This is a genomic window from Tateyamaria sp. syn59 (assembly GCF_007995245.1).
GTDB lineage: Bacteria > Pseudomonadota > Alphaproteobacteria > Rhodobacterales > Rhodobacteraceae > Tateyamaria.
In genome coordinates this window covers 41,758-66,456 of the sequence record NZ_VCBA01000018.1, presented here as the reverse complement: position 1 = coordinate 66,456, position 24,699 = coordinate 41,758, and the positions used below count along the sequence as shown (strand labels likewise).

Genomic DNA, 24,699 nt, shown 5'->3' with positions numbered 1-24,699 from the left:
ATATCAACACCGCACATGCGCCGACTTTTCTCAAAAGGGTATCTACGTCTCGTGCCTGTCCTTCCACGTATCTTTCTATCGGTCGCCGTGACCGTGACGGCGGCCATCGCGCATGCACAAACCGCCTCGGCCCCCTTGCCACAAGACGTGGAAAACGCCCTTGCTGAACGGGACTATGCGACCGCGCGCGAGGGGTTGGCGCTATTGGCCGAACCGCAGGACGCGATCGAAGCGCAATACCAATACGCGCAACTTCTATGGAATGGCCTGGGTGGTGAGGTGGACACCACCGCCGCACTCGCCTTGCTGGAAAACGCGGCGGCGCGCAATCATCCGGGTGCCGCACTCTTTCTGGCGCGCGTATACCTGACGGGTCCGCAGGCCAGTGTGTCACGTGATCCGGCACGGGCTGCAGAGCTTTTGCGGATTGCAACGGATCAGAACGTCGCCGAAGCGCAATTCTACCTCGGTATGCTGACCAAGGACGGTACAGGTTTGCCCGCAGACCCCGCAGCCGCGTTGACACTGCTCAAAGCGGCGGCAACCGGCGGCTATGTCGAGGCCCAGTATGTCCTCGCACAAGCGTATTCGCGCGGTGATGGCGTACCGCTCGACAGCGCAAAGGCGCTGCAATGGCTGACGGCAGCGGCCGAAGGTGGCAATACAGAGGCGCAGTACTTTCTCGCGAATGCACTCAAGAGGGGCGATGGCGCCCAACAGGACATCGTTGCTGCGTTTCGCTGGTATCGACGGGCGGCGGAACAGAATCTTCCGATTGCGCAGCGGACACTTGGCACCGCCTACATGACAGGCAACGAGCCTCTGCAGAAAAACCCGCAAGAGGCCTATCGCTGGCTCAAGGCGGCAGCCGACGCTGGCGATCCCGGAGCGATGTTCAACCTCGCCATTGGCCTCAGCGGCGCGCTTGAAACACTCAAAGACGACGCGCAGGCAGCAGCGTATTTGCTGGCAGCCTCTGACACGGGGCTGGCGCGCGCGACGTTCATGTTGGCCCAATTCACCGAGCACGGGCGCGGCGTGCCGCAGGACCTGCGGGCTGCTGCCCTGCTGTATCGAACGGCGTTTGAACAAGGCGATGCGCGCGGCGCTGTTCGTTTGGGTCAACTGACGGGGCAGGGCGCCCTCAAGGATATGGTCCCGCCCCATTTCAGCGTGCCATGGACCGTCGCGGCAGCGCAGGAGGGGGATGCCGGTGCTCTGGCATGGCTTGCCGATCAAGCCGAAAAGGGCCTGCGAGATGCACAAGTCAGTTACGGTCTCTTTCTGCTCGATGCAGGTGAGGATGCACAGGTCGCCGCCCGTTTTCTGGAACAGGCCGCGCAGGCTGGCGCACCCGCGGCACAGCACCGGCTCGGGGTGCTCTACACCACCGGCACAGGTGTCACGCTCGACTATGTTCTTGCGCATAAATGGCTGAACATCGCGGCGACCAATGGCATCGAAGCCGCCGTTGAAACACGTGAAGTGATCGGCAATCTGATGACCCCCGAACAGCTGGCCGAAGCGCAGGGGGCTGCCCGTCACTTCTTTGAAAACGCCACCGCGCCCGACAGCATCGCGAACACGGTAAACCAATGATGCGCCTTCGGTTTCTTGCCGTGCTGGCTCTGTTGGCCTGTGCCTCGGTTGGGATGGCGCAGCAAGGCCTGTCTATCGCGAATCTCACACAGGCAGCAGAGGGCGGTGACAGTGCGGCGCAAACCGAATTGGGGATGCGTCATTTGACAGGCGACGGCACTTTGCAAAACCACGGCACCGCGGCGCAATGGTTTGAGCGGGCCGCACAGTCCGGAAACGCCGAAGCACAGAACCAACTCGGGCGGCTCTATCACGCAGGGCGCGGCGTTGCCCAGGATACGACCACGGCGCTGCACTGGCTTGAGGCGGCGGCAACAGACGGCAATGCGGAGTATCTCTTTGATCTGGCCAGCGTGCTGGAGGGTGAGGGCGGGCAGGCCAACCTGACCCGCGCCGCAGATTTGTATCGCACCGCGTCGCAAAATGGGCATGTCCCGTCGATGATCAGCCTGGGCGTGCTCTACCAGGAAGGGACGGGCGTGCCGCAGAACTTTGCCGAGTCCAAGCGGCTTTACGAGAACGGCCTCGACAGCGGCCACCCCCGCGCCCAGAACAACCTTGGCCTCCTCTACGTGCGCGGCGATGGAGTCGAACAGGACTACGCCCGCGCCGCCGAACTTTTTGCCGCCGCGGCAGAACAGGGGCTGCCACAGGCCATGACCAATTTGGGCGTGCTTTACGAAAACGGCTTTGGCGTGCCGCAGGATACCGCACGGGCAGATGCGTTGTACCGGATGGCCGGAGCGGGCGCGCCGCACGACACCGGCGGGTTTCAGTATGACCCACGCCTTGCGCCACCCCCTCAGACTGCGGACGCGTTGCAGGCCGTGAAGGATGCAGCAGCAGCGGATGATCCGGTCGCCCGGTTCCAAATGGGATGGCTACTGGTCAGTGCGCCGGATGCCACATTCGAAGACATCCGCGCCGCGCGCACCCATTTTGAAAGCGCAGCGGACCGCGGGCACGGTCCGTCGATGGCCAACCTCGCGCTGATGTATTTCCGTGGGCAGGGCGCACCGCAGGATTTCGTGCTGGGCCATATGTGGATGCTGATGGCGCAAAGGGCAGGCACAGTGAATCCCACGCTGACAGAGCAATTCTCGACAGCCGCCACGCCAGACCAGATCAATGAGGCCGAGGACCGCGGCAAGGCCTTTCTTGAACAGAAAGGCATGTCGGTCTCGCCCTGAGCGGAAATTTTGAACATGGGGGTCGAATTGTCTTTGAAACCCCTGCCGCATACCGTACCTTTGTGCACGATAGTGCCGGTGCGCGCCCGCACATTCCTTCAACGACATGAGCAAGGAGACAAGTCCATGAAGCACGCCGTTTGGTCACTGCTGATGTCCGTCGCGTTTGTTGGGGAGGCCGCCGCGGATGCGCCACAGCCCGTACAACAGAACAATTCAAACGCTGTCTGGTTCGAAAACTGGACAGGGCTCAGCAACACGACCATGACAATCGCGAAACCCAACGGCGAGGTCGTGTCGATCTTTGCGGCGTCCGGCACGCCGGTTTTTCAACTTGTTGGTCGTGATGTCACGGACGGCGTCTACCGCTATGAACTGTCTGCCGCGACAGAAGACCGGGTCGAAATCAAAAACGCGCAAAACAACGGGCGCGGTGACGCAGCACAGGATACGGCTGCCAAGCCATTTTACCTGACTGGCGTGTTCCACGTCGAACGCGGCGTGATCATCGCGCCACAGAACGCAACAGAAGAAGAATAAGAAACGACCAAGAGCCGCGCAGTGCCCGGCTCTGGGGGACAAGGAGATGACCATGAAGATTTCGAAGAAGTCTATTTCGACAACAATGACCGTCAGTGCTCTGGCGCTCGTCATGGGTGCAGGGGCAAGCCACGCGCAGCAGGTCTTCACTCAGGACGTCATCGTTCAGGGCAGCCTGTGTACCGGTGGCGATTGCACCACCAGCGAAAGCTTTGGCTTCGATACGTTTCGGCTGAAGGAAAACAACCTGCGCATTCATTTTGATGACACGTCAGCCTCGGCGTCGTTCCCTGCAAATGACTGGCGCCTTGTTGCGAATGACAGTGGAAACGGTGGGATCGACTACTTCGCGATCGAAGATTCGACCGCCGGCCGTATCCCGTTCCGTGTTGAAGCAGGCGCACGAGCAAACGCGCTGTACATGGAAAGCGATGGCGACGTCGGCATCGGCACCTCAGAACCGGTGGTCGATCTTCACGTCGTTGACGGCAACTCACCGGCGCTGCGTCTCGACCAGGACGGATCGGACGGATTTAATCCGCAAGTCTACGATATCGCCGCGAACGAAACGAACTTCTTCATTCGCGACGTGACGAACTCATCGCGTCTTTTCTTCCGTGCAAAACCTGGCGCACCTCAAAACAGCATGTTCATCGCCGAAGATGGCAGTATCGGTTTTGGAACCGAGAATCCGGACGCAGGTTTGAAAATGGTCATGGGCTCCGGCATTGGCGCAGGTGAGGCTGGCATCCACATGATCGACGAGCAAAACAGCGGCGCGATGCAGATGTTGCGCATGGAAAACGACGGAGCCGTCCAGTTGTTCATGAACAACACCACCCGCACCGATGCCCAATGGATGTTGAGCGCCGGGCGCGGCCTGCGTTTCATCCCTTCGGAAACCGCCTCCGCCTACATGATGGAATTGTCGAACACCGGCGATCTGGAAATCAAAGGCGCCCTGACCCAATCGTCCGACCGCAATGCCAAGACGGATATCGTTCCGGTCGATGCCAATGACATCCTGGCCAAGGTCCGCGCATTGCCCGTCAGCGCCTGGACATACAAGCACGAAGTCGACGAGGGCGTGCGTCACATCGGCCCTATGGCGCAGGACTTCTACGCAGCCTTCGGCACGGGCCGTGACGAAACCGGTATTTCCTCGTTGGACGGCACGGGTGTGGCCCTGGCGGCAATCCAGGCGCTCAGCGCGGAAAACGCCGCTCTGAAAGCACGTCTTGATGCCCTGGAAGCCGAAACGCTCAGCGAGTGATCGGGCAATCCAAATGTGATCCTTGACGTGAACGGGCGCGCTTGCCGCGCCCGTTTTTTTTGCGGCACAGTGCGTGTACGTTCTTGCCTATCCGCCGCGGGTCTCTGGGGGAGTTCATGGACCGTTTCATCGTCAGACACTATGACAAGCGCTTTGCGGTCGCGCTGCTGATCATCTGTGCGCTGGCCTATCTGTTCTGGACCGGGTCACGCTATCCGTCGCTAGACGAAAAGGCGATGATGTCCGGTGCCATCCAACTCGAGGACCCGCTGAGTTTCGAGGCCCGCTTCGCTCTGGCCGAAGGCATGTCGACGCTGGAGCGGATGTTCTGGACAACGCTGAACTGGATCGACACGAACAAGAAGGGCATGACCTTCGGCGTTCTTTTCGCCGCCTCCTTTTTGACCCTCGCCCCCTATGTCCGGCGCAAGACCTTTCGCAGGGGGACGTCAAACGCCTTTCTTGGCCTGATCATCGGAACGCCGCTGGGTGTCTGCGTGAACTGCGCCGCACCGATTGCGCGCGGCCTTTATTCTGCGGGCATGCGCGCCGAAACCACGCTCAGCGCGATGATCGCCTCGCCGACGCTGAACATCGTGGTGCTGACCATGCTGTTCAGCTTGCTGCCGCTCTACATGGCGCTGGCCAAGATCGCGCTCAGCCTGCTGGTCATCCTCGTGGCCGTTCCGTTGATCTGTCGGGCCCTGCCGCAAGTCCAGATCGCCGAACAGGATCTGGTGTGCCCACTCCCCGCCGCCCTGCCCAACGCGCCGCAGTCAGAGCCGTTGGGGCAGGCCATGTTGGGGGTGGTGCGCAGTTTCGTGGCAAACCTATGGTACATCATCAAGATGACAGTGCCGCTGATGCTGCTGGCGGGCATTTTGGGCGCAATCACCGCAACGCTTGTCCCGCAGGATCAAGTGGTCTTGCTGCAATTCGGCATCGGTATGCTTGTCGTCGTCGCCATTGTGGGGCTGTTCCTGCCGGTGCCGATTGCGTTCGACGTGGTGGTAACCGGCGCACTGCTGGCCGCCGGGCTGGCACCGGGATATGTGATGGCCCTTCTGTTCACGCTTGGCATTTTTTCGGTTTATTCGTTCTTTATCGTGGTGCAGTCCATCGGGCAACGCGCCGCCTGGCTGATGGCAGCTATTGTTGTAGGGCTGGGTGTGGTGGCCGGTCTCGGCGCGCAAAACTACCATCAATGGCAATCCGACCGGGCCTTGCGACTGCTCACATCGGCGCCATGGGGGGCAGCCATGGCCTCCGCGGGGTCGGACGTGACCGTGCAGGCATCGGAACTGTCCACGTCCTCCGCACCGGCCGACACATATTTCGTGCGGGCGGATGCCGACACAATCGGCATCGACCAACCCGTCGAGTTCTCGTTCCGCGACATGTGGCCACCGTTCTGGGAAGGGCGAAGCCTGGCCTCCGGCGACATCGACCGCGACGGAGACATCGACCTCGTCGTCGCGTCCACCCGCGTCGGGCTTTATATCTATGACAATGACGGTGCGGGCCATTTCGCGGCGCGCACGGACGACCTTGGTTTTGTTGCCGAATTGCCGGTGTTCAACGCGGTGCTCGCGGATGTCGACAACGATGGGTGGCAGGATCTGATCCTGGCAACCTATCTGTCCGGCAACTACCTGATCCGCAACGAACTTGGGCAATTCGACATAGCGGGCGCAGTCCGTCTGCCCGCTCCGCCAGAGGCGATCCTCACTATGTCGATGACACTCGCCGATGCCGATCGTGACGGCGACCTGGACATCGCCCTCGGGCAATGGGCCGCAGGGTGGTACCGCGAAATTCCCGGCGAGGAGTCGCGCAACCACATCCTCTGGAACGATGGCGGAATCTTTGATCGCCTGACCGCGCTACCCGGCGTGCCGGGCGAAACTCTCAGCATTCTGTTTTCGGATATCGACGGTTCCGGGACGGCAGACTTGTTGGTCGGCAATGATTTCTCCATCCCTGACTACATCTACCTTGGCGATGGGTCCGGCGGGTTCGACATGATCACGCGCGACAGTGCCCGGATCGAACAAACAACGACCACGACAATGGCGATCAAGTCGGCCGATCTGCGCAACACAGGCGCACCCGACCTCTACTTTGCGCAGATTTCGGGGCGGTCCTCGGGAGTGTCGGAGACGCTCAAGATGCAGCCGCTTGATCGCTATTGTGACAGCATCAGCAATCCCGATCACCACGCCACCTGCGCGCAAAACATGCAGATCAAGGCGTGGTACCGCGGGGGAAACAACTTTGACCCCAGCTTTGCCGCACGATGTGCGCAATTGTCGGGGCGGGATCAAGATGAATGCCGTGCCATGCTGGTCAAGGACCTTGCAATCCAGCGGCGTGATCCGTCGATCTGTGCGTTGATCGCCAAGGACCAGCCTATTCCCCGGGCCTATTGCGATATCCATTTCAAACCCGTGGTGCCGCCGTTGCAGGCGGATGTCGATCTGACACCGCCACAAATTCTGTCCACCAACGTGCTGCTTTCGCCGGACAACGGCATCTGGCGCGACGTCGCGACCGACAGTGGACTGGCCGTCGGCGGGTGGAGTTGGGACACCAAGATCGCGGATTTCGACAATGACGGCTGGCAGGATGTCTATATCGTCAACGGCACATGGGTCCCGAACGAGGTTTCGCCCTCAAACCTGTTTTTCCGCAACACCGGCGATGGCCAGTTTGTCGAGGCGTCAGGCCCCTTCGGATTGGAGGACTATCTGATGACAGCGGCGGCAACAGCATTTGACATGGATGCAGACGGCGATCTGGACATCATCACCTATCCCGTAAACGGCCCCTTGCGCGTTTTCACCAACACCAGCCAACGCCCCGGCGTCGTCTTCCAGCTGCAGGATGCCGTGGGGAATTGGGACGGGATCGGCGCTGTCCTGCGCCTAAGCGACAACCTAGGCCGCACCCAGATGCGCGAGATTCAGTTGGGCGGCGGGTTCATGTCCTTTGACGCGCCGGACGTGCATTTCGGCCTGGCCGACGCGACCGGGCAACAACTCAAGATTGAATGGGCAGACGGATCGACGACCACACTCGAAGGCCCGTTTTCAGCCGGTATACGATACGACATACAGCGGCAATAGAGAGGCGCCCACCTCCCTATGTCGAAGAGATTTCATGAATAAAATCAAGTTCTTCGCAGACTGCCTCCCTGCGTCGGTCGGCTTGGAAGCGCACCATCAAAGGCCCCCAATTTCGCGTCCCGGGTAAAGATAAGTTGCTTTACGTGGGCGCTGTGCGCAATATTCCGCCTAAGTGGTATTTGTTCACTTGACGTTATTTTCAAAAAGGAGGGTTACGTGGCTCGCTTTCACAACATTTGCGGCGCCGTTGCTTTGATGCTTGGGATGTCCGGCGCGTTGCCGGGGACAACGCAAAAGGCCGCAGCGCAAGACTACTTCATCGGGTCAATCATCACCTTTGCCGGCAACTTTTGTCCGCGCAACTTCACAGCCACGAATGGGCAGTTGTTGCCGATTGCCCAGTTCTCAGCGCTGTTCTCGTTGCTCGGCACAACCTATGGCGGCGACGGTCGGACCACGTTCGGTCTGCCCAACCTGCAGGATCGCGTGGCCATGGGCCAAGGCAGAGGCCCCGGGCTGACCAACCGCTCCATGGGCAGCGTACAGGGTCAGCCATCCGTCTTCCTGACGGTCAACAATCTGGCAGCGCACAGTCACGCCGTTAATGCCACCAATCTAGATGGCGACAAGGCGGGACCCGGCGACAAGCTGCTGGCCGCGGCGCGCCGCGGCGGTGTCGGGGATGAAACCATCTACTCCGAGCAGGCGCCGAATGTTCAAATGTCGGCCCAGATGCTGACCCCGACAGGAGGCGCGCAACCCATGCCAACGCGCGATCCGTATCTGGTGATGACCCGGTGCATTGCCTTGGAAGGCATTTACCCGTCGCGCAACTGACCCGCGCTGCATTCCAAATTTTCCGGGCTTCGCGGTCCAAGCGACCCAAGCCGATCACTGGAGATACACAATGAAATTCGTTTCGAAACTCGCATGCCTGCCCGTGTCACTCGCGTTGGTGGCAGGCGCGACCCTGATGCCCGAACGTGCATCGGCCCAACAGGCCATGCTGGGCGAAGTCCGCATGTTCGGCTTTAACTTCTGCCCAAGGGGATGGGCCGCGCTTGATGGTCAAATCCTGCCCATCAACCAGAACCAGTCCCTCTATTCGATTCTAGGCACAGCTTTTGGCGGGGATGGGCGGACAAGTTTTGGCCTGCCCGATCTGCGCGGTCGGCTGGTCGCAGCCCCCTCATCATCAACGCGCGTGGGCTTACGGGGCGGCACCGAAACCACCACCATGACGGCTGCTCAGCTTCCCTCACACACCCACACCGTCTTTGCCACCAACCTCGACGGCGACAAAGGCGGCCCGCGTGACAAGATCCTGGGCGCATCCCGCATCAACGGCGTGGGCGAAGAGACAATCTACAGCGACACACCCACACCGAACAAATTCATGGACTCGCGCATGATCGCGAGTTCCGGTGCCGGGGCGCCGATCCAGATCGGTGACCCAAGACTGGCCGTCACCCATTGCATCGCGACAACCGGCATTTTCCCGTCGCGCAATTGACCCGAGACAAAGGCATGAAAAAGATGATGAAACGCGTATCTTCAAAAACCGCCTGTCTGGGCGCCGCCGCGGTCCTGGCGTCCCTGGTCGCGACAACCGGTTCGGTCAAGGCACAAGCAGCCGAACCCTATATTGGCGAGATCATCGCGACGGGCGTCGCCAGCTTTTGCCCACGCGGCTGGGCCGCTGCCGAAGGGCAACTGCTCGCCGTGTCGCAAAACGACGCCTTGTTTTCGCTGCTCGGCACGATCTATGGCGGCGACGGGCGCACGACATTCGGGCTGCCGGACCTGCGTGGCCGCGTGCCCACGCATCCGGGGCAGGGGCCCGGCCTCAGTCCGGTTAGGTTGGGTCAGCGCGACGGCAATGAACAGGTCGCCCTGACACAGGCGCAGAACGCCCCACACAGCCATATGGTACAAGCGACAAACCTCGACGGTGACAAGGGTGGCCCCAAGGACAAGCTTTTGGCGGCAGCGCCAAACCGGGGCGTCGGCCAGGAAACGATCTATTCTGATCAAGGTCCGAACGTCACCATGGATTCCCGCATGATCGGCACCACCGGCAACAGCCAACCTTTCAGCACCCTGGACCCCAGCCAGACAGTCCGGTACTGCATCGCTCTGGTCGGTATCTACCCGTCACGGTCATAGTCCGGCGCGAAAGGATCGTGCCCCGCGATCAGACCACGGGGTAGACAAAAGACAGGATACGCGGGGCAGGCGCCTCGCGGTCCGCCAATGTCAGACGGTCCTCTGCAATGTCCTCTGCCAACCTTTCGGCCAATTGCACCAAACCGGGATCGTCCGTCTGACGCGCAATCTGCACCAGCAACGCGTCGCCCTGACCATACACATCGCCAAAACTGCGCAAGGGCGCGTTCAGCGTTTCGTCAGCGGGCTGCAACAGGGTGCCGGCGTCCGGATGCTCTGCCGCCGCAGGCTGGCCCGCCTCCGTCAGATACCGGTGCAGTACGTCGTTCAGTTCGGCAATATCAATCCGGGTCAAAACGGGTCCTTCCCACGGCCTGGCTGGCCCAATCGGGCTGCTCCGATTTGTGCACAAGAAAGTCGCCGATGGCGAGGACGTCCATATGCGTGTTGAGAAAACAGTTGATCGCGTCCTGTGGCGTACACACGATCGGCTCTCCGCGGACGTTGAACGATGTGTTCAGCAACATCGGGCAACCGGTCTGTGCCTCAAACGCGCGTAGAACCGCGCCAATACGGCTGCCATTCTGCGCCGAGGTGTCCGGATCAACGGTCTGCAGTCGCGCACTGAAATCCACATGGGTGACGGCGGCTACGTCACTGGTGACAGCCGTTTGCAATGCCATCGGACCCGCCGCGCCACGTGCCCGCGCCTGGCGAATATTGGCAGGCCCGCGATGCTGTTCCCGCAGCTTTGACACCAGCAGCATGTAAGGGCTGTGATGCGGCGCTTCGAAATAGTCCACCGCCCGATCTGCCAGCACAATCGGGGCGAAGGGCCGCCAATCCTCACGAAACTTGATCGACCGGTTCACCCGGTTCAGGGTCTTGACCCCCCGCGGATCTGCGAGGATCGACCGATTGCCTAGGGCGCGCGGCCCATATTCCATCCGGCCATGGAAATGGCCCACGATCTTCTGATCGGCCAACGTAGCGGCCAGATCGGTGGCATAGCGTTCCGGATCGGGTTCGTGGCAGTAGGCAAGCCCGGCGCTGTCCAGCGCGGACTGAATGTCACCCGCATCAAAATCGGGACCCAGCAGGCTGCCGAACATCCGATCACGCTTGGCATGTTGCGGCGATGGCGCGCTTCGATGCGCCAACTCAAGTGCAGCACCAAGCGCACCGCCCGCATCACCCGACGCCGGTTGCACCCAAAGCGCCTCCAGCGTCGGCACGGTGTGCAACAGGTAACTGTTGGCCACGCAGTTCAACGCCACACCTCCGGCCATGCACAACCGCCGCTCACCCGTGGTTTCGAGCGCAGTGCGCGCCAGGCGCGCCACCGCATCCTCCAACACCGCCTGCGCCGAAGCTGCGACATTCATGTGAAATGCAGTCACGGGGGCGTCGGGCGCGCGTTGCGGCTGCTTGAACAGAGTTTCAAACAGGGGCGACGTGGTCGACAGGCTCCGGTCAAAGCCGAAGTAATCCATGTTCAACGCGAATGACCCGTCATCCCGCAGGTCAATCAGGTGGTCCCTGATCAGCTTGCGCATGTTCGGCACACCAAAGGGCGCCAGACCCATCAGCTTGTATTCGCCGGAGTTTACCTTGAACCCGCAAAACTGGGTGAACGCGCTGTAGAACAGTCCCAGAGAGTGCGGAAAGGTGATCTCGCTGATCGCCCTCAACCCCTCGGCATCGCCGTGCCAGATGCTGGTCGTGGACCATTCTCCGACCCCGTCAAGGACCAGCACAGCCGCGCTGTCAAAGGGCGATGGGTGGAATGCCGCAGACGCATGCGACCTGTGATGGGGCACAAACAGAATGTCATCGGGTGACCGGGCCACCTCACACAGCATATGCGGCAACTCCTGCGACACGGCACGCAGCGTGCGCAGCATATTCGGCCACATCTGCGCACCCCCCGGTGCAACCCGCCGCGCAGTATAGAGGATGCGTGCCGCTTTCAGCCCGGGATCTTCGTAATAGGCGACCTTGTCCGGTTTGGTGCCATCAGGCAGTTGTGACAGGCAATAGGCGATGGCCTTGTGCGGAAACCGCCAATCCCCCTTTTCACGCGTGAAGCGTTCTTCCTGTGCTGCCGCAATGATCCTGTCGCCCTGCACCAGCGCGGCAGCCGCATCATGGAAATGCGAGGAAATACCAAGGATCGTCGGGGCCGCGCTCACAATCTGACCCCGCTATACTGCTCGCACAGCTCTTCGATGATAGGCAGAAGGCCGTTGGCGTAATGGGTATTGGCCGCAACATTGGGGTGCGCGTCATCGGGCAGAAAGCGGTGGTGCGCGTCATGGGGTGTCGCGATGTCGTGCACCCGGTCCAACCGATCCTGCACCATGCGATTGAACGCAGGGTCCATCTCGTCAAGCAGGGCAAAGGCGACAGGCATGTTCGCGGCCTGTGCCGTCTCCTGCACCAGGTTCAGAACAGCCGCCGAGGCCAGGTTGATCATGAAATCGTCGGGCAGAAAAATGTGGAACACCGCATCGCGGGTCACAGGCTGCCAAATCGGGTGATAGACGATCTCCGGCCGACCGTCAGAGGCCAGGCGCGCAACGGGCACATGTTCGATCCCTTGCCGGTGCCAGGCGGGTGCCAGGTATTGGCGCATCCGGTAAGGGTGCGCGATGTTGCGATAACGGTGATCCCCGATGATGTTGAAAACGGCCACGTCCACCGCTTGTCGGGCGATATCACGCCGCAACTGCAACAGGTTCTGCACCGTGCCATGCCCGCTGATGCCGCGGTTCAGGATGCGCAGGTCCGGCAATTGCGCCTGAAGCTGCCCGGCAAAGGTCTCCTCATCCGCCAGCGCCTTGCCATAGGTGAACGAACAGCCATAAAGCCCAACGCGCAGGCCCGCCTTGTTCCCGTCGGAGCCCGGCACATGCCGCCACCCGTCGGGATCAATCCTTTGCACGACACCCGGCCGAAAGCCGACATTGACCTGGTAGCCCGGCGTCAGCGACCACCCGATCACCGGGTCCGGCCGAAACAGCGCGCGCGGCGTGCTGACGATATTGGGTTCAGAGGGGGTCATCACGCAAGGCACAGCAACTTGATGAAATGTCGGGTTTGTGACAGGGGTGAAGAATGTCCATATCCATGAACACCTTATGCCCAAAGCCGGGTGTGTTCCAGCGCTTTAAGGCGGCCTGTGTCTGATCGGCGGCCAACCGTTCCATCGCGCGCCCTTCCCGGTCAGCCGGTGGCCATCGGCGGGCTTGGCGGCAGCGGCACACGCCTTTTTGCCACCGTGCTGCGCGCAGCCGGGTTCGACATCGGCACCGCGCTCAATCGGGCCCTGGACAATCTGTGGTTCTCCATCCTGTTCAAGCGGGCCGCCTGGGTGCAGCAGACAGGCCAGACAGCGCTCGATGACCGCGCAGTGGCCGACACCATCGACCTGTTCCACCGCGCCAGCACGACAGGCTTGCAACACGGCTTGCGGCCCACTGACACAACGCTTCTCGATCACCTCGCAGCGACGGTGCATCCCAACGGCCCTTGGAAGGCAGGGCCGCGCGCCCCACTGATTGACAGACTGCGCGCATCCACCGGCCCCGCAACCCCACGCCTCTGGGGATGGAAAGAGCCGAACACCCACGTCTTTCTACCCCATCTGAACCACCATATCCCCGGCCTGCGCTACATCCATATCGTGCGCAACGGTCGGGACATGGCCCTGACCACGAAGACCTGGCAGATGCGCCATTGGAGCCATGTGTTCGACCTGCCTCAAGAGGGGGACATGCAACACCGGCAATTGCGGTTCTGGACGGTTGCAAACCGTGCCGCCATATCCTTTGGCGCGGACCATATGGCGGGGCGGTTCCTCCTCGTGGATTACGACGATTTTTGCACCCGGCCCGCGCCGCATCTTAGGCGTATCTGGTCCTTTCTGAACGTGCCCCCCGGCGCCACAGACGTCGTCGACATCGCACCCACGTCCATCGGGCGCGGGCAGGCCGTGAACCTGTCACAGTTTCCCAAGGATGATGTGCTGGCCGCCACCGCACTGCAGGAAGAGGTCGCGCGCATGGGGCGCCCCGACGGCCCTTGAACAAGTTGGCTAAGTTAGCTATGTCTAACCCATGCAGTTCAATGTCCACACCGCCAAAAGCCAATTGTCCAAACTGATCGAGGCTGCCCTCGCAGGCGAAGAAGTGATCATCGCCAAGGGCAATCGCCCGGTCGTGCGGCTGGTGCCAATGGCCCAGTCGGGCTTTCAACTGGGTGTTTTACCGGATGTAGGGGCAGGGCCCGACTTTCTCGAACCGCTCGACGCCGACACGCTGGAGGCTTGGGAAGGCGGCGCGTGACCAGTGTTCTTCTGGATACACACAGCTGGGTATGGACACTCACCGACGATCCGCGACTGACCCAGGCCGCTCGCGCGGCGATCACCAATGCAGCGCAGGTGCATGTCAGCCCAATCTCCTTCTTCGAAATCGGGCAAAAGGTACGTATCGGCAAATGGCCGGAAATGGAGCCGCACGTGCACAAGCTTGCCAGCTACCTGCGTGATCAGGGCGGCGCGGTGGCCACGATGACACCCGACATCTGTATCCGCGCCAGCACAATGGAGTGGGACCACCGCGATCCATTCGACAGGCTGATCGGCGCCACGGCAGAGGCGATGGCAGCGCCTTTGATCTCGGCCGACGCGGTGTTTGACGATCTGTCGTCTGTTGTCAGAACGTGGTGATAATCAGGCTTATGTAAATTTTTACCACCGTCTCAATCTTACTGACCCGCTACTGACCCCAGATACGGGTCTGATCCCCGCCCAGTTTCGAGTACCGCAAGGGACGGCGGCTGGCGACAACCGCTTCAAGCGCGGGATCGGCCCGCAGGGTCAGCCATGCCTCGGCCCACGACAGCTGGAAATCTTCAAGCCCAGCCAACCCGGCATCCATGGTCTGCGGGACACCCGCGATGGCAGCACTGGCAGCACCACCACTGGCCAGATCTGTGATCGTAAAATCAACAATCCGGTCCAGCGCACGGGTGCAGCGGCTCATGACTGGGACGCCTTGCCGCTCAAGCAGAGCGGCGGTGACAACCATCGGCGTGATGGCGTGAACCTGATAATGCAGCGCCAGATGCCGCCGGCGCATCTCTTGTGGCAGGCTGCCATCCGGCGCGGCCGTGCAGGCGACATAATTCAGCGACCACGCCGCCCATCCCCGCGCAATCGGATCCTGCGTCACCAGTGACGTCGCCGCAGCCGCCAAGGCCGCCCAGGCGCGCAAATTGCCGGACGCCGCGCCGTTCGGGGCTGTTTCCCAGAACGTCATCTGCTCGGCCATGCGCCGGTCCAACCACCCCTGCACAGCAGCCAGATCGGCGGTTTTCGCCGACGGGGCCACCTGCGCGGCAACCAACGCCAGCGCCGCCAGCCGGGACCCAAGGGTCAGCTCAACCGTTTCGGTCCCCAATTGCGACAGCGCGTCGGCCCGCGCCCAGTCCGCCAGCGCGGACATGACACAAGCCCCTTGCGCCGCGTCCCCCTCGCTCAGCGCCGCGTCGGTTCTCGCTGTGACAAGCGACACGAAATCATCCAACGCCGCCAGCGCCTGTTTTGCCTCTTCCTCGGCCTCGATGTCGATCTGGCTGCGGCTCTCGTCATCTTCGGCGTAGCGGCTGTCAAAGCTCAGGCTGACAACCGGCTCAGGCACCGTGCCACAGGCCGCAAATGCGTTCAGCGGCATCAGGACAAAAACGGCGGCAAGCAGACGGCGCATCGCTTATCCCTCGTCATTCAGGCGCAGCGACCGGGCCAGCGCGGCCGCGCGTGGATGGCCCAGGGCGCTGGCCTGATCCAGCAACGCTGTCGCCGCCGCCCTGTCACTGGCACGCCCCAACCCAAGGCCAAGGGCAAAGCCTGCCTCGAACATGGCGTCACGATGGCCCTGCCCCGCAGCGGTTTCCAGCCATTTGAGGGACGCCGCCAAATCCTCCGATGCCGTCGCGGTGTCGCGCAAAAGCATACCAAGCTCATAGGCCGCATCCCGGTCCCCCGCCGCCGCCGCGCGCTCAAGCAGCACCGTGACGTCCACCCGCTCGCGCACCCGGTCGCGGATCTCGTCCGGGGCCAGCCGGAATTGCTCTGCGATCAGCGCTGTTTGCGTCTCGTCTCGACTGATCAGGGCGATCAACAGATGTTCAACCGCAGCCTCCGGGTCATAGGTGCTGAGGTCGGGATTGGCGGTCAGTTGGATCAGGCGATAACGGGCGCTGGGGTCGTTGCTGGCCAGCGCACGCTCGGCCCGGTCCACCGGGTCAGGCGCGGCACCGTCATCGAACAGGCCCATCTGCCGGTTCGACAACCGCAGCTTCGACAGAACGTGGCCGCCCTCGAAATGCAGCCCGATGGTGCGCCAGTGATAGCTCAATTCGCCGTCCCCGCGTATCGCATAGGCATCGCCCAACTCGTCCGCATCCTTGGTGCCGCAATTCATCAGCGACACGGCCCGGTCGATATAGTCATCGACCTGACGGTCGCCGATATGCGGGATCGCGAACATAAGGGCCAGAAAGTCGCCCCGCGCCTCGATCTTGTCGGCGAACTGGGCAAAGACCTCCGCCTCGGTCCGGGTGCCGCGTTGCAGACGCGACAGCAGCCGAATGGCCGCCCCCTCGCCCCGGTTGCCCGCCATGGTCAGCAGGTGGACAATCTCGTCCGCAATCTCCGGGTCGCGCCCGTTGTATTCCACCAGCGCGATGGCCAGGTCGAGCGCACTGGTCACCCCATTGTTCAGGTAGACCCGGCGAAAGAACTCGATGGCAAGGTCCCGTTGCGCCGGTGTCGTGGCCAGTTCAAACTCCAGCTCAGCAAAAGCCTCCAGCGCCTGATCCGACCGGTTGAGCTCACTGGCCCAGAACCGCAACGCAGGCGACGAAGCCAGCGGATTCGCCTGTACCCGCTGCGCGTGCGAGGCCACCATCTGGATACGCCGCTCCAACGCAAGCGACTGTATCTTCCCAATCGCCTCGGGCGAGCGGTCAAGCGACAGCGCCAACAGATCCGTCGCCGACACGGTGACATTGGCATGACCCGACCCGCGATAGGCCGCCGCCCAGGGATCAGCCAGCGCAAGGCGCGGCGCATCATTGATCTGACAGCGGTAAAGACTGTCGAGATCGCGCATCGCCTCGGACATGCCATGGCGCGAGACGGCCTCGGTCAACAGGTTCTCCGCCCGGACAATCGCCGCCGGATCGTCGCGGTAACGCACCAGCATGCCCGCGAGGCGGCGCTGCCCCGGACCGTCCCCGCGCCGCACCGCCTCTTCCAACAGGGCCATCGCCTCGGCCTCACCCGCCCACCGGCCCTTGCGCACCAGCACCTCGCCCGCAAGCCGGTCAAACACGCGGCCCGGCGCCTCGGGCAACTCCGCAATCTCGCGCAGATATTGCAGAAACGGGCCATCGTCATCCGCTTCCAACCCGTCGATATTCACCACCAGCTGCAACAGCGGCGTGATCGAGGCGCGCGTGCGCCGGTCGTCCTGACTGTGGTTGAAGCCAAGGATCTCGGCCAATTCGTCCTCACTGACCGCCCCGGACGACACCAGCGCCGCCCCGGCCCGGTCATCAACGGCAACGCCCAGCTGAACCGCACGCTCAAGATAGGCGCGCAACGCGATATTGTCCTTCTGGTCCGCGTCGGCGTTCAGGTGGAACTCGACCACGCGCCAGGCCGCTTCCGCCCCACCCATATCAGCGGCAAAGCGAAACCACGCCAGCGCATGCGCCGGGTTCGCGGCCACCAGATCGCCCCGGATGTACTCCTGCGCAATCCGCGCCGCACGCCGGCACACGCCACGATCAAGACCGCCCAGAATCCCGCCAAAGGCCATGTTCACGGTCAGATCCAGCGGCGCATCCCAACCCTCGACCAACCGGCCTTCCTGCTCCAGCCGCGCGATCTCCAGAAGGGCGTCGGCACTGCCGCCAAAGGCCGCCTCGCGCAACAGCGTCTGGGCATAGGCCGGATCAGGCGCCACGCCGATCCCGTCCTGATAATACCGCGACAAAACCAGCCGCTGGGTGTTGGTCATGTCGCCCACCCGGTCGCGCAGCTGCACAACTGCGCCCTCGTCGGCGATGGCCTGCATGCGGCCCGCGCGCAGCATCAGTTCGATCCGGGCAAAGGCCGCGTCAAGGTCGGTAAAGGTGTCGTCAATTTCGGCCCGGCGCACGATCAAGGCACTGATGAACGCGAAAAAGCGGTCCGCATCCTCGTCGGTGTAATTGCGAATGTCGCGGCGCAGATAGCGGATGCGCTCGCGATCGGTCAGCTCATCCTCCGTCCCCTCGACGGTCAGATCGTCCTGCCCGGGTGCTGCTGGCGCAGGCACACACACATCGCGCGGCGCAATGGGCGGCGGCAGGAAATCCAGGTCCAGCGGGGCAGCCTGCGCGTGCAGGGCCACCGGGGTCAGTGCAAGGATCAGTGTCAAGGCGCGAAACATGTTTGCGGCCCCCCTGCTCAGAAACAAACGTTGAGTTGCGGCGCAGTACCGAATGCGGAACTGCCCGAGATGCGCACAGAGGTGACACCGTAATCTGCAAGCCCGCCCACCGGGACAAAGAACTGCCCGGTCAGCACTTGGCCGTCATGGCGATAGATGCTGCGGCTGCGCGCAAACCCGTCCGCGCCCACGAAATCAAACCGAACCGCCGCCACGCCTGTGCCTCCCGTGTTGAAGGACAGCGCCGTGCGCTCCGTTAGTTGGGCGGAGGACAACTCCGCCGTCAACGCCCCGCTGGCATCCGCCGCGCGCACCGGCACAGGCGCGCTGCACGTGGCACCTGCCGCGGCCGTCAACTCCCGGATCGGCTGATCGCCAAATTGGCCCAGCGGGGCCGACACGGGCACCTCCCACACCAGCACCTTTGGCGGCGCCGTCTGGAAATCCTGCGAGGTCAGATAGGTGGAAATCGCCGCAAACGCACCACCACCGGGCACGCCGTAGCCGAGGGTGCGCAGGCCCGTCGCCTCACTCAAGAACCCCGGCAGGTTCAGCGCCGATGTCTCGGTGATCTCCGTGCCGACGACAATCTGCGTGTCCGTATTGGCCCCGAACTGCCCTGCATTGGTCGTGAACGCGTCAGTGGACACCGCTGGCAGCTCACTCAGACAGGCGGACTGCAGCCCACTGCGCATAGCTGAGGCAAGCGTTTGCGTCCCCGCCGGGACGGACGTGAAGGATGCGGTGCGCGCATCCGTCAGGGACGCGTGATCCGACAGCGCCCCGGCAACGGTATCCGCAAGAATGCGCGCGCCGGTGGCCGTGGGCCTCGGGTCCGCTTCGAAAAACGGTCGCTCCCCCGCCAACGCCGCCGCGCGCAAGGCCACAAGCGGGTCGGCCACAACCACCCCTGCCCGTTCCAGCCGCGCAACCGTGTCGACATGCACCGCCGTGGCCACGCTCGCGTCGTACCCAAGGTCAGCGGCAAAGGGCGGCAGCATATGCGACATCACCTGCGCCCGCGTCGGCACCGGCAGGAACACAAGTGTCGTGCCACGGCCCGCAAGCGCGGCGCTCAGGTCGGCGACATGGGCGATCGTCTCTTCGGCCAACCCGTGATGGGATTGCAGCTCTGGCCGAATGGCAAAGAACACCCCGTCGCGCCCCTCGACCGCAGCAAGGGCCGGATGCGTTTCAAGCCCACGGCATCCATACGGGGACAACGCATGCGCGGTGCCTGCAAATGCCGTGAATAAGAATGTCAAAGCCGCAGCGCATCTTGCGCGCGTTCTGCCTGTTCCAGTACCCGGTTTCATTGCAAGCCCCCGCTGCTGTCCGGTTGTGTTGGTTCTGCTTCTTCGTGTTGTCTACTCGTCCGCGCCCTGCCCCACCGCCGTGTGCCGCAGCAGGTTCGCCGCCGTTGTCGAAACGGCAAGATGATTGGATTGCGCCGCCACCTGCAACAGGGCGCGCGCGTCGGTCAGGTGCTGGTCGCCTGCCGCACCGGCCTCTGCCGCGCGTTCCAGCAGACCCATGGCCATGCCCAGTTCGATACGGCCATCGCCCTGCTTTTGCGCCTCTTCAAGGATGCGGACGCGCGTCCGCTCCGACAACGGCCCAAAAAGCCGACCCTCGCCGTTGAAATCCACGACAGCCTCAAACGCCAGCCGGTTCCCGGCCCACGCATGGGGATAGAGCACCTGAATATACTTGTTGATCCGGGCCTTCGGCTCTGTCTGAGGATCAAGGCTGTGCATGGCGTCGATCATCGCGCCCAGTGTCCAGACACGGCCCGTTCCGACCGCGATGGCCGAGAAATAGGCAAGATCCGACGGCGTGCCCTTAACCGTCTTGGCCTGCAACAGCCGCACATAGCGCTGTGCGGCCAGCCCATCGCCCGCCTCTGCCAGCGCACGCAACTGGTCTGCGGTCACCGGTTCACCGGCCTGCATCGCCTTGCGCGCGCGGCGCAGTGCCGTGCTGCGCAACTGCTTGTTGCTGGTCAGTCCCGGATCAACCACGACTGAGACACGCTCGGCCTCCACACCCGCAGGCGCAATCACATTCGGGATGCGCGAGGCCGGTATGTCCTGCGCCACCGCAGGCGCAAAAGGCAGTGCCAGCGCCGCGACAAGGATCGCCACCGCCCGCATCACGAGGCGCTTCCGCACAGGGTGCTCATCTCGCCCAGCGTCTCGGCCTGACCGTTCTTGAACCGCACCATGCCTGTGCCCGTCAGATCCCGCGCCACCGGCCCGGTCAGCCGGGCGATGTCGCCATCCAGCAGACGCGGCAGCTGCCGTGCAAAATCGTTCTGCGAAATCTCGATCTCGGCGCCGGTCGCCGCAGCAAGGCCCGCGCCATTGGCGCGAAAGATATTGCCGGTGACAGAGGTGCGCGCATCCGCGCGCTGCGCCGACACCCAGATGCCCGCGCTGCCATTGCCCACGACCAGATTGTCGCGCACGACGGTGCCGTCGCTCTTGCGCACCTCGATGCCCTTCTGATCGTTGTCGAGGATCAGATTGCCATGGGCCAGCCCGCACCGCGTGCCCAGAAACTTCACGCCCGCGCCGGCGCGGTTCCACACAAGGTTGTCCTGCACCTCCACGTGGTCCGACCCCCGGTCGACCAGAACGGCCACCCGCTCGCCATGCAGGAAGATATTGCGCGACACCTGCGCATGGCTCGACCCGGTCTCAACCCGGATCGCGTTGGTGGGCGACCGGCCCGCAAAAAGGTTGCCCTCGACCCGCGCATGCGGCGCATTGATCAGGTTCAGCGTATTGTTACGCGCGTCATAGAACGTGTTGCCGGTCAGTTCCGCACCATAGATGTTGGCAAGGCTCACGACCTTCAGCGCGTCGAACCGGCTGTCCTCGATGACCACCCTGCCCTTGCCCTGATTGATCAGGTCGCCCGCAACCGACAGCCCGCTGAACTTGGCTGTGTTGCCGAACCCCAGACCGCGAAACGTGGCATTCTTCGCGATCAGCGATCCGCCACCTATCACGGTCACGAACGGCACAAAACTGGGGGTAAAGCTGTTCTCCTGCCCGGCCACCTCGACCGTGGCGCCCTCGATATCAAGCGTGCCCATGGACAGCACAAACGCGCCACTGTCCCGCGCCAGCGCCAGCCGCTCGCCCGGGCTCAGGCGCAGCGTCGCGCCCGGCCAGATCACCACCGGCATGGTCAGCGTCCCGTCCATCCGCGGCGCCCGCCCGTGCAGCGCCGAAAACGACTGCAGATCCCGCAGCGTCACGGTCCCCGACGTCACGGACAGCGCAACCGGACCCGCCGGGCCCTGCGCGTTCACAACCGCCTGATTGTTCTCACCGGTATAGACCTGCGCCAGCGACGCCAGAAACAGACGAAAATTCACGGTGCCGACATCGACCGCCGCAGATGGGGCCGCAGCGGAGACGCCGGCCAGCCCCAGACCCGGCGTCGCGGCCGTAGCCACCGGCGCAGGCGGCGCGGAGCCGAACAACGCGCCTGCCGGGCGCAAGCCGGCGGCGGCGCCTGTGGTGGCTTGCGGCGCCTCGCCAAACAGAAACGACCGCGCAGGCTGCGGGGCCGCTGGCTGTTCCGTCGGCACATCCGGAAACTGCACTGGCGCCGGAACAAACAACCGCGACCAGATCGCCTCGACATCAACTGGACCGCCCCGATCCTCCGCCAGCTCAGCGTCGATCTCGGCAAGCGTCTTGCGCAGATCAGAAAGGTCAACCGCGCCCAGGTCCCCAAGCGCGGTCTGAGGTGCAAACACCACCAGCAAGGCGGCCAGAACCGACCGCCAGCTATGTTGGCACGACCTAGCCATACAAGGCCCGGCCCATGGATTTCGGCTGAAAGTCGGTGGACGCAAGGGTCACGAACAGCAACTCGGCAGGCTCATCCGACAGGTTGGTGATGGTGATGGCGCCATCAGGGTCGGTATAGATGCGACCGCCCTCGCCCACTGTCTTCTGCCAGGTCGACCCGACGGCCTGCAACCGGCCACGCACGACCAGCGCCTGACGCGCATCGCCCGGCTCGATGGTCATGGCGCGGCCCACGGCAATCTCTGCGGCACCCACCTGGTAATTGTCGCTCTGCGCCAGCGCGGACACGGTCTTCTGATCCACCATGGGCACCATGGCGGGCTTGGCTTCGGCATGGCGTTCGGTTTCGGGGCGCGCGGTTTTCTTCAGCTCGTCCACGATGGCCTTGACGTCCTGCGTCTGGTCCATCCGTGCCACCAGCAACGCGTCAGGCGTGTCGATCACGATAACATCCGACAGCCCCACGACAGACACAAGGCGGCTGTCGGCGCGGACCATGGTGTTCTGCGCATCACGGGCAATGACATCGCCCTGCAACACGTTGCCCGCGGCATCCGGCTTGGAAATGCCATACATCGCCTTCCAGCTTCCAACATCGTCCCAGGACACGTTCAGCGGCGCCATGGCGATCTTGTCGGTGCGCTCGAACACAGCGCTTTCCGTGGGCTCCGCCGTGGCCTGGCCAAAGCTGCCGGAGGCAAGGTGCAGCGCACCGGCCTCGTCCACGGCCTCCTCAACCGACTGGGCGACGAACGCAGCCGTGTCGGGGTCGAACGCGCGATACTCGTCCAGAATCGTGCGGGCCGAAAACATGGAAATCCCCGACGCCCAATAGGCGTTGCCCGACGCGATCAGCGCAGTCGCCTCGTCATAGGGGGGCTTTTCGACAAACCGCTCAACCGCACGCACGGCATCAAATCCATCCAGCGGACCTGCGTCGACAATGTAGCCAAAGCCCGTCTCCGCAAAACGCGGCGGAATGCCAAAGGTCACGATCTGCCCGGCCTGTGCCGCAGGCAGACAGGCGGTCATCGGCGTGGCCAGATCCCCCTCAATCACGTGGTCGGCAGGCACGACGACAAAAACGGTGTCCGGATCCTCGGCATGCATGACCTCGGCCGCAGCCAGAACAGCCGGACCCGTATTGCGGCCCATCGGCTCACAGATGATGCGGGCAGACACCTGCAGCTCTTGCAACTGCTTGCGCACCGTCCCCTGGTGAATGCGGCCCGTCACGATGACCGGCTCGGCGAATGTGGGGCCGCGATGACGCTGCACGGCCGCCTGAAAGAACGTCATGCTTTCGGGCCCGCCAATGCGCTGGAATTGCTTGGGGCTATGCCGCCGCGAAATCGGCCACAACCGTGTGCCGTTTCCTCCGCATATGATCAGGGGTGTGATCCGCGTCATTGTCCATTCTCCTGCCCGATGCCGAACGCGCCGAGCAGTGTTTTTGACAACCGCAAACGCGCCGACTTGTTCATGTCGGACGGCCCCAGGCTCCCACCTTGCACCGTCAGGTCAACGGGAACGAATAGATCACCTCGAAGCGCCGAAGCGCGGGTTGTGTCACGTACCTGAACGGTCACGGGCAATGTGCGCCCATCACTCATTTCAATCGTCGCAGGGTCACCCTGCAAGGCACGTGTCAGACCTTCGATGCTGATCAATGTCCTTAACCTGATTGCATCGCTATTGTCGAAAATTGTCAGAATTAAGTCCGTAGGAAGGACAGTTGCGCCTTCAAATACATCCGTACTGACAGAGACCTGCCCCTCGCGCGGCATTTGAAAGCTCAATACGTCACCGGTCGTCGATGCGATGGTATAGGCGACCTCTCCGGGGGCGGCCTCGGGGTCCAGATATGTCAGCTGTCCCGCAACCGTGGCCTGCATCGCCAGCCCCATCCGGTCAATGAAGACGGGGTGCATTTCATACGCCGTCGTATAGCGCGAGAACACGGCCGTCCCGGCAATGAACGCGATAAACAGGGACACAAGCGCCACGCCAATGGACCGCAGGCGATCCCGGTTCGACTTGGCCTCCGCCGCCTTGGGCGATTTCGGCTGTGTCGGCCCGGTATAGGCCATCATCCCCTTCAGCGTGACGATGTCGCCCGCGATCACGCTGTTGATGATATAGCGCAGCTGCGCCAGATGCGCGCCCGTCGGTTCGGAAAACAGCAGGACAGACGTGCCGTCATCGCCACGATCCGTCGCCGTCATCTGCGCCATCAGCGTGATGGTGAAATCCTCGAACGGAAAGCTGAGCGTGGCCAGTTCCCTTGACCCGGACATCATCGTGCCCCTGGGCAGGGCAATCTCGATCTCGGTCACAGAGATGCGCTTGCCCTCGAATGTCTGACCCGCCACCGACAGGGTGAACGGCATCGTCAGCATCGGGTGCTCGTTCTCAAGCCCAAAGCCGACCGGGACGGTCGGCGTATCACTTGGATTGGTTGCATCTTTCATATCG

Annotated in this window: 21 protein-coding genes; 11 read left to right on the top strand and 10 right to left on the bottom strand. The window is 62.9% G+C overall.

Annotation, left to right across the window (positions count from 1 at the left end):
• The first annotated feature begins 15 nt into the window (after positions 1–15).
• The 8 genes from FD715_RS20500 (at position 16) to FD715_RS20465 (ending at position 9,893) form a co-directional block, all read left to right on the top strand.
• Positions 16–1,599 carry an SEL1-like repeat protein gene (locus tag FD715_RS20500; RefSeq protein ID WP_147114494.1) on the top strand — a complete coding sequence of 528 codons (1,584 nt, stop codon included), beginning with the start codon at positions 16–18 and terminating at the stop codon, positions 1,597–1,599.
• Positions 1,599–2,789 (top strand): SEL1-like repeat protein, encoded by a 1,191-nt coding sequence (locus tag FD715_RS20495; protein WP_223275010.1) that lies wholly within the window; start codon positions 1,599–1,601, stop codon positions 2,787–2,789. The genes FD715_RS20500 and FD715_RS20495 overlap by 1 nt, the downstream gene beginning before the upstream one ends.
• A gap of 126 nt (positions 2,790–2,915) precedes the next feature.
• Positions 2,916–3,329, top strand: coding sequence for a hypothetical protein (locus FD715_RS20490; RefSeq protein ID WP_147114489.1), 414 nt, complete (start codon positions 2,916–2,918; stop codon positions 3,327–3,329).
• Between the two features lie 52 nt (positions 3,330–3,381).
• A complete protein-coding gene (locus tag FD715_RS20485; protein WP_189799579.1) occupies positions 3,382–4,602 on the top strand; it encodes a tail fiber domain-containing protein in 1,221 nt (406 codons plus the stop codon).
• A 116-nt stretch (positions 4,603–4,718) separates the two neighbouring features.
• Positions 4,719–7,727, top strand: coding sequence for an FG-GAP-like repeat-containing protein (locus FD715_RS20480; RefSeq protein WP_147114483.1), 3,009 nt, complete (start codon positions 4,719–4,721; stop codon positions 7,725–7,727).
• 216 nt (positions 7,728–7,943) lie between these two features.
• Positions 7,944–8,564, top strand: a complete 621-nt coding sequence (locus tag FD715_RS20475) for a phage tail protein (RefSeq protein ID WP_223275009.1) — start codon at positions 7,944–7,946, stop codon at positions 8,562–8,564.
• A gap of 70 nt (positions 8,565–8,634) precedes the next feature.
• On the top strand, positions 8,635–9,240 hold the full coding sequence (locus tag FD715_RS20470; RefSeq protein WP_147114480.1) for a phage tail protein: 606 nt from the start codon (positions 8,635–8,637) through the stop codon (positions 9,238–9,240).
• A 14-nt stretch (positions 9,241–9,254) separates the two neighbouring features.
• Positions 9,255–9,893 carry a phage tail protein gene (locus FD715_RS20465; RefSeq protein WP_223275008.1) on the top strand — a complete coding sequence of 213 codons (639 nt, stop codon included), beginning with the start codon at positions 9,255–9,257 and terminating at the stop codon, positions 9,891–9,893.
• A 28-nt stretch (positions 9,894–9,921) separates the two neighbouring features.
• Here the strand turns inward: FD715_RS20465 and FD715_RS20460 are convergent, their stop codons facing one another.
• The 3 genes from FD715_RS20460 to FD715_RS20450 are packed head-to-tail and all read right to left on the bottom strand — an operon-like array spanning position 9,922 to position 12,957.
• Complete coding sequence (locus FD715_RS20460) at positions 9,922–10,248, bottom strand: hypothetical protein (protein WP_147114478.1); 327 nt, start codon at positions 10,246–10,248, stop codon at positions 9,922–9,924.
• Complete coding sequence (locus FD715_RS20455) at positions 10,235–12,085, bottom strand: carbamoyltransferase N-terminal domain-containing protein (protein ID WP_189799578.1); 1,851 nt, start codon at positions 12,083–12,085, stop codon at positions 10,235–10,237. The genes FD715_RS20460 and FD715_RS20455 overlap by 14 nt, the downstream gene beginning before the upstream one ends.
• The gene (locus FD715_RS20450) at positions 12,082–12,957 is read right to left on the bottom strand and encodes a hypothetical protein (protein WP_147114475.1); all 876 of its coding nucleotides are present in this window, start codon (positions 12,955–12,957) and stop codon (positions 12,082–12,084) included. Before FD715_RS20450 ends, FD715_RS20455 begins: the two co-directional genes overlap by 4 nt.
• 117 nt (positions 12,958–13,074) lie before the next feature.
• On the opposite strand from FD715_RS20450, the gene FD715_RS20445 reads away from it, so the two are divergent.
• The 3 genes from FD715_RS20445 to FD715_RS20435 are packed head-to-tail and all read left to right on the top strand — an operon-like array spanning position 13,075 to position 14,625.
• Complete coding sequence (locus FD715_RS20445; protein ID WP_189799577.1) at positions 13,075–13,980, top strand: sulfotransferase; 906 nt, start codon at positions 13,075–13,077, stop codon at positions 13,978–13,980.
• 31 nt (positions 13,981–14,011) lie between these two features.
• Complete coding sequence (locus tag FD715_RS20440) at positions 14,012–14,239, top strand: type II toxin-antitoxin system Phd/YefM family antitoxin (protein WP_147114469.1); 228 nt, start codon at positions 14,012–14,014, stop codon at positions 14,237–14,239.
• Positions 14,236–14,625, top strand: a complete 390-nt coding sequence (locus FD715_RS20435) for a type II toxin-antitoxin system VapC family toxin (RefSeq protein WP_147114466.1) — start codon at positions 14,236–14,238, stop codon at positions 14,623–14,625. The genes FD715_RS20440 and FD715_RS20435 overlap by 4 nt, the downstream gene beginning before the upstream one ends.
• Before the next feature lie 49 nt (positions 14,626–14,674).
• Here FD715_RS20435 and FD715_RS20430 read toward each other — a convergent pair whose 3' ends face one another.
• The 7 genes from FD715_RS20430 to FD715_RS20400 all read right to left on the bottom strand — a co-directional run bounded on the left by FD715_RS20430 (position 14,675) and on the right by FD715_RS20400 (position 24,695).
• The gene (locus FD715_RS20430; RefSeq protein ID WP_147114463.1) at positions 14,675–15,664 is read right to left on the bottom strand and encodes an alginate lyase family protein; all 990 of its coding nucleotides are present in this window, start codon (positions 15,662–15,664) and stop codon (positions 14,675–14,677) included.
• 3 nt (positions 15,665–15,667) lie between these two features.
• On the bottom strand, positions 15,668–18,397 hold the full coding sequence (locus FD715_RS20425) for a sel1 repeat family protein (protein ID WP_147114460.1): 2,730 nt from the start codon (positions 18,395–18,397) through the stop codon (positions 15,668–15,670).
• 17 nt (positions 18,398–18,414) lie between these two features.
• Positions 18,415–19,662 carry a hypothetical protein gene (locus FD715_RS20420; RefSeq protein WP_189799576.1) on the bottom strand — a complete coding sequence of 416 codons (1,248 nt, stop codon included), beginning with the start codon at positions 19,660–19,662 and terminating at the stop codon, positions 18,415–18,417.
• Positions 19,663–19,764: 102 nt separating this feature from the next.
• Positions 19,765–20,568, bottom strand: coding sequence for a hypothetical protein (locus FD715_RS20415; protein ID WP_147114455.1), 804 nt, complete (start codon positions 20,566–20,568; stop codon positions 19,765–19,767).
• Complete coding sequence (locus tag FD715_RS20410) at positions 20,550–22,223, bottom strand: right-handed parallel beta-helix repeat-containing protein (RefSeq protein WP_147114452.1); 1,674 nt, start codon at positions 22,221–22,223, stop codon at positions 20,550–20,552. The genes FD715_RS20415 and FD715_RS20410 overlap by 19 nt, the downstream gene beginning before the upstream one ends.
• On the bottom strand, positions 22,216–23,634 hold the full coding sequence (locus FD715_RS20405; protein ID WP_147114449.1) for a mannose-1-phosphate guanylyltransferase: 1,419 nt from the start codon (positions 23,632–23,634) through the stop codon (positions 22,216–22,218). Before FD715_RS20405 ends, FD715_RS20410 begins: the two co-directional genes overlap by 8 nt.
• A complete protein-coding gene (locus FD715_RS20400; RefSeq protein ID WP_147114446.1) occupies positions 23,631–24,695 on the bottom strand; it encodes a hypothetical protein in 1,065 nt (354 codons plus the stop codon). The genes FD715_RS20405 and FD715_RS20400 overlap by 4 nt, the downstream gene beginning before the upstream one ends.
• Positions 24,696–24,699 lie beyond the last annotated feature (4 nt).

Bases quoted from the DNA above. Each gene is read 5' to 3' on its own strand.
- FD715_RS20400 (WP_147114446.1), bottom strand. From the start codon at position 24,695: ATGAAAGATGCAACCAATCCAAGTGATACGCCGACCGTCCCGGTCGGC.
- FD715_RS20465 (WP_223275008.1), top strand. From the start codon at position 9,255: ATGAAAAAGATGATGAAACGCGTATCTTCAAAAACCGCCTGTCTGGGC.
- FD715_RS20430 (WP_147114463.1), bottom strand. From the start codon at position 15,664: ATGCGCCGTCTGCTTGCCGCCGTTTTTGTCCTGATGCCGCTGAACGCA.
- FD715_RS20500 (WP_147114494.1), top strand. From the start codon at position 16: ATGCGCCGACTTTTCTCAAAAGGGTATCTACGTCTCGTGCCTGTCCTT.
- FD715_RS20495 (WP_223275010.1), top strand. From the start codon at position 1,599: ATGCGCCTTCGGTTTCTTGCCGTGCTGGCTCTGTTGGCCTGTGCCTCG.
- FD715_RS20490 (WP_147114489.1), top strand. From the start codon at position 2,916: ATGAAGCACGCCGTTTGGTCACTGCTGATGTCCGTCGCGTTTGTTGGG.
- FD715_RS20450 (WP_147114475.1), bottom strand. From the start codon at position 12,957: ATGACCCCCTCTGAACCCAATATCGTCAGCACGCCGCGCGCGCTGTTT.
- FD715_RS20470 (WP_147114480.1), top strand. From the start codon at position 8,635: ATGAAATTCGTTTCGAAACTCGCATGCCTGCCCGTGTCACTCGCGTTG.
- FD715_RS20410 (WP_147114452.1), bottom strand. From the start codon at position 22,223: ATGGCTAGGTCGTGCCAACATAGCTGGCGGTCGGTTCTGGCCGCCTTG.
- FD715_RS20425 (WP_147114460.1), bottom strand. From the start codon at position 18,397: ATGTTTCGCGCCTTGACACTGATCCTTGCACTGACCCCGGTGGCCCTG.
- FD715_RS20405 (WP_147114449.1), bottom strand. From the start codon at position 23,634: ATGACGCGGATCACACCCCTGATCATATGCGGAGGAAACGGCACACGG.
- FD715_RS20440 (WP_147114469.1), top strand. From the start codon at position 14,012: ATGCAGTTCAATGTCCACACCGCCAAAAGCCAATTGTCCAAACTGATC.
- FD715_RS20485 (WP_189799579.1), top strand. From the start codon at position 3,382: ATGAAGATTTCGAAGAAGTCTATTTCGACAACAATGACCGTCAGTGCT.
- FD715_RS20480 (WP_147114483.1), top strand. From the start codon at position 4,719: ATGGACCGTTTCATCGTCAGACACTATGACAAGCGCTTTGCGGTCGCG.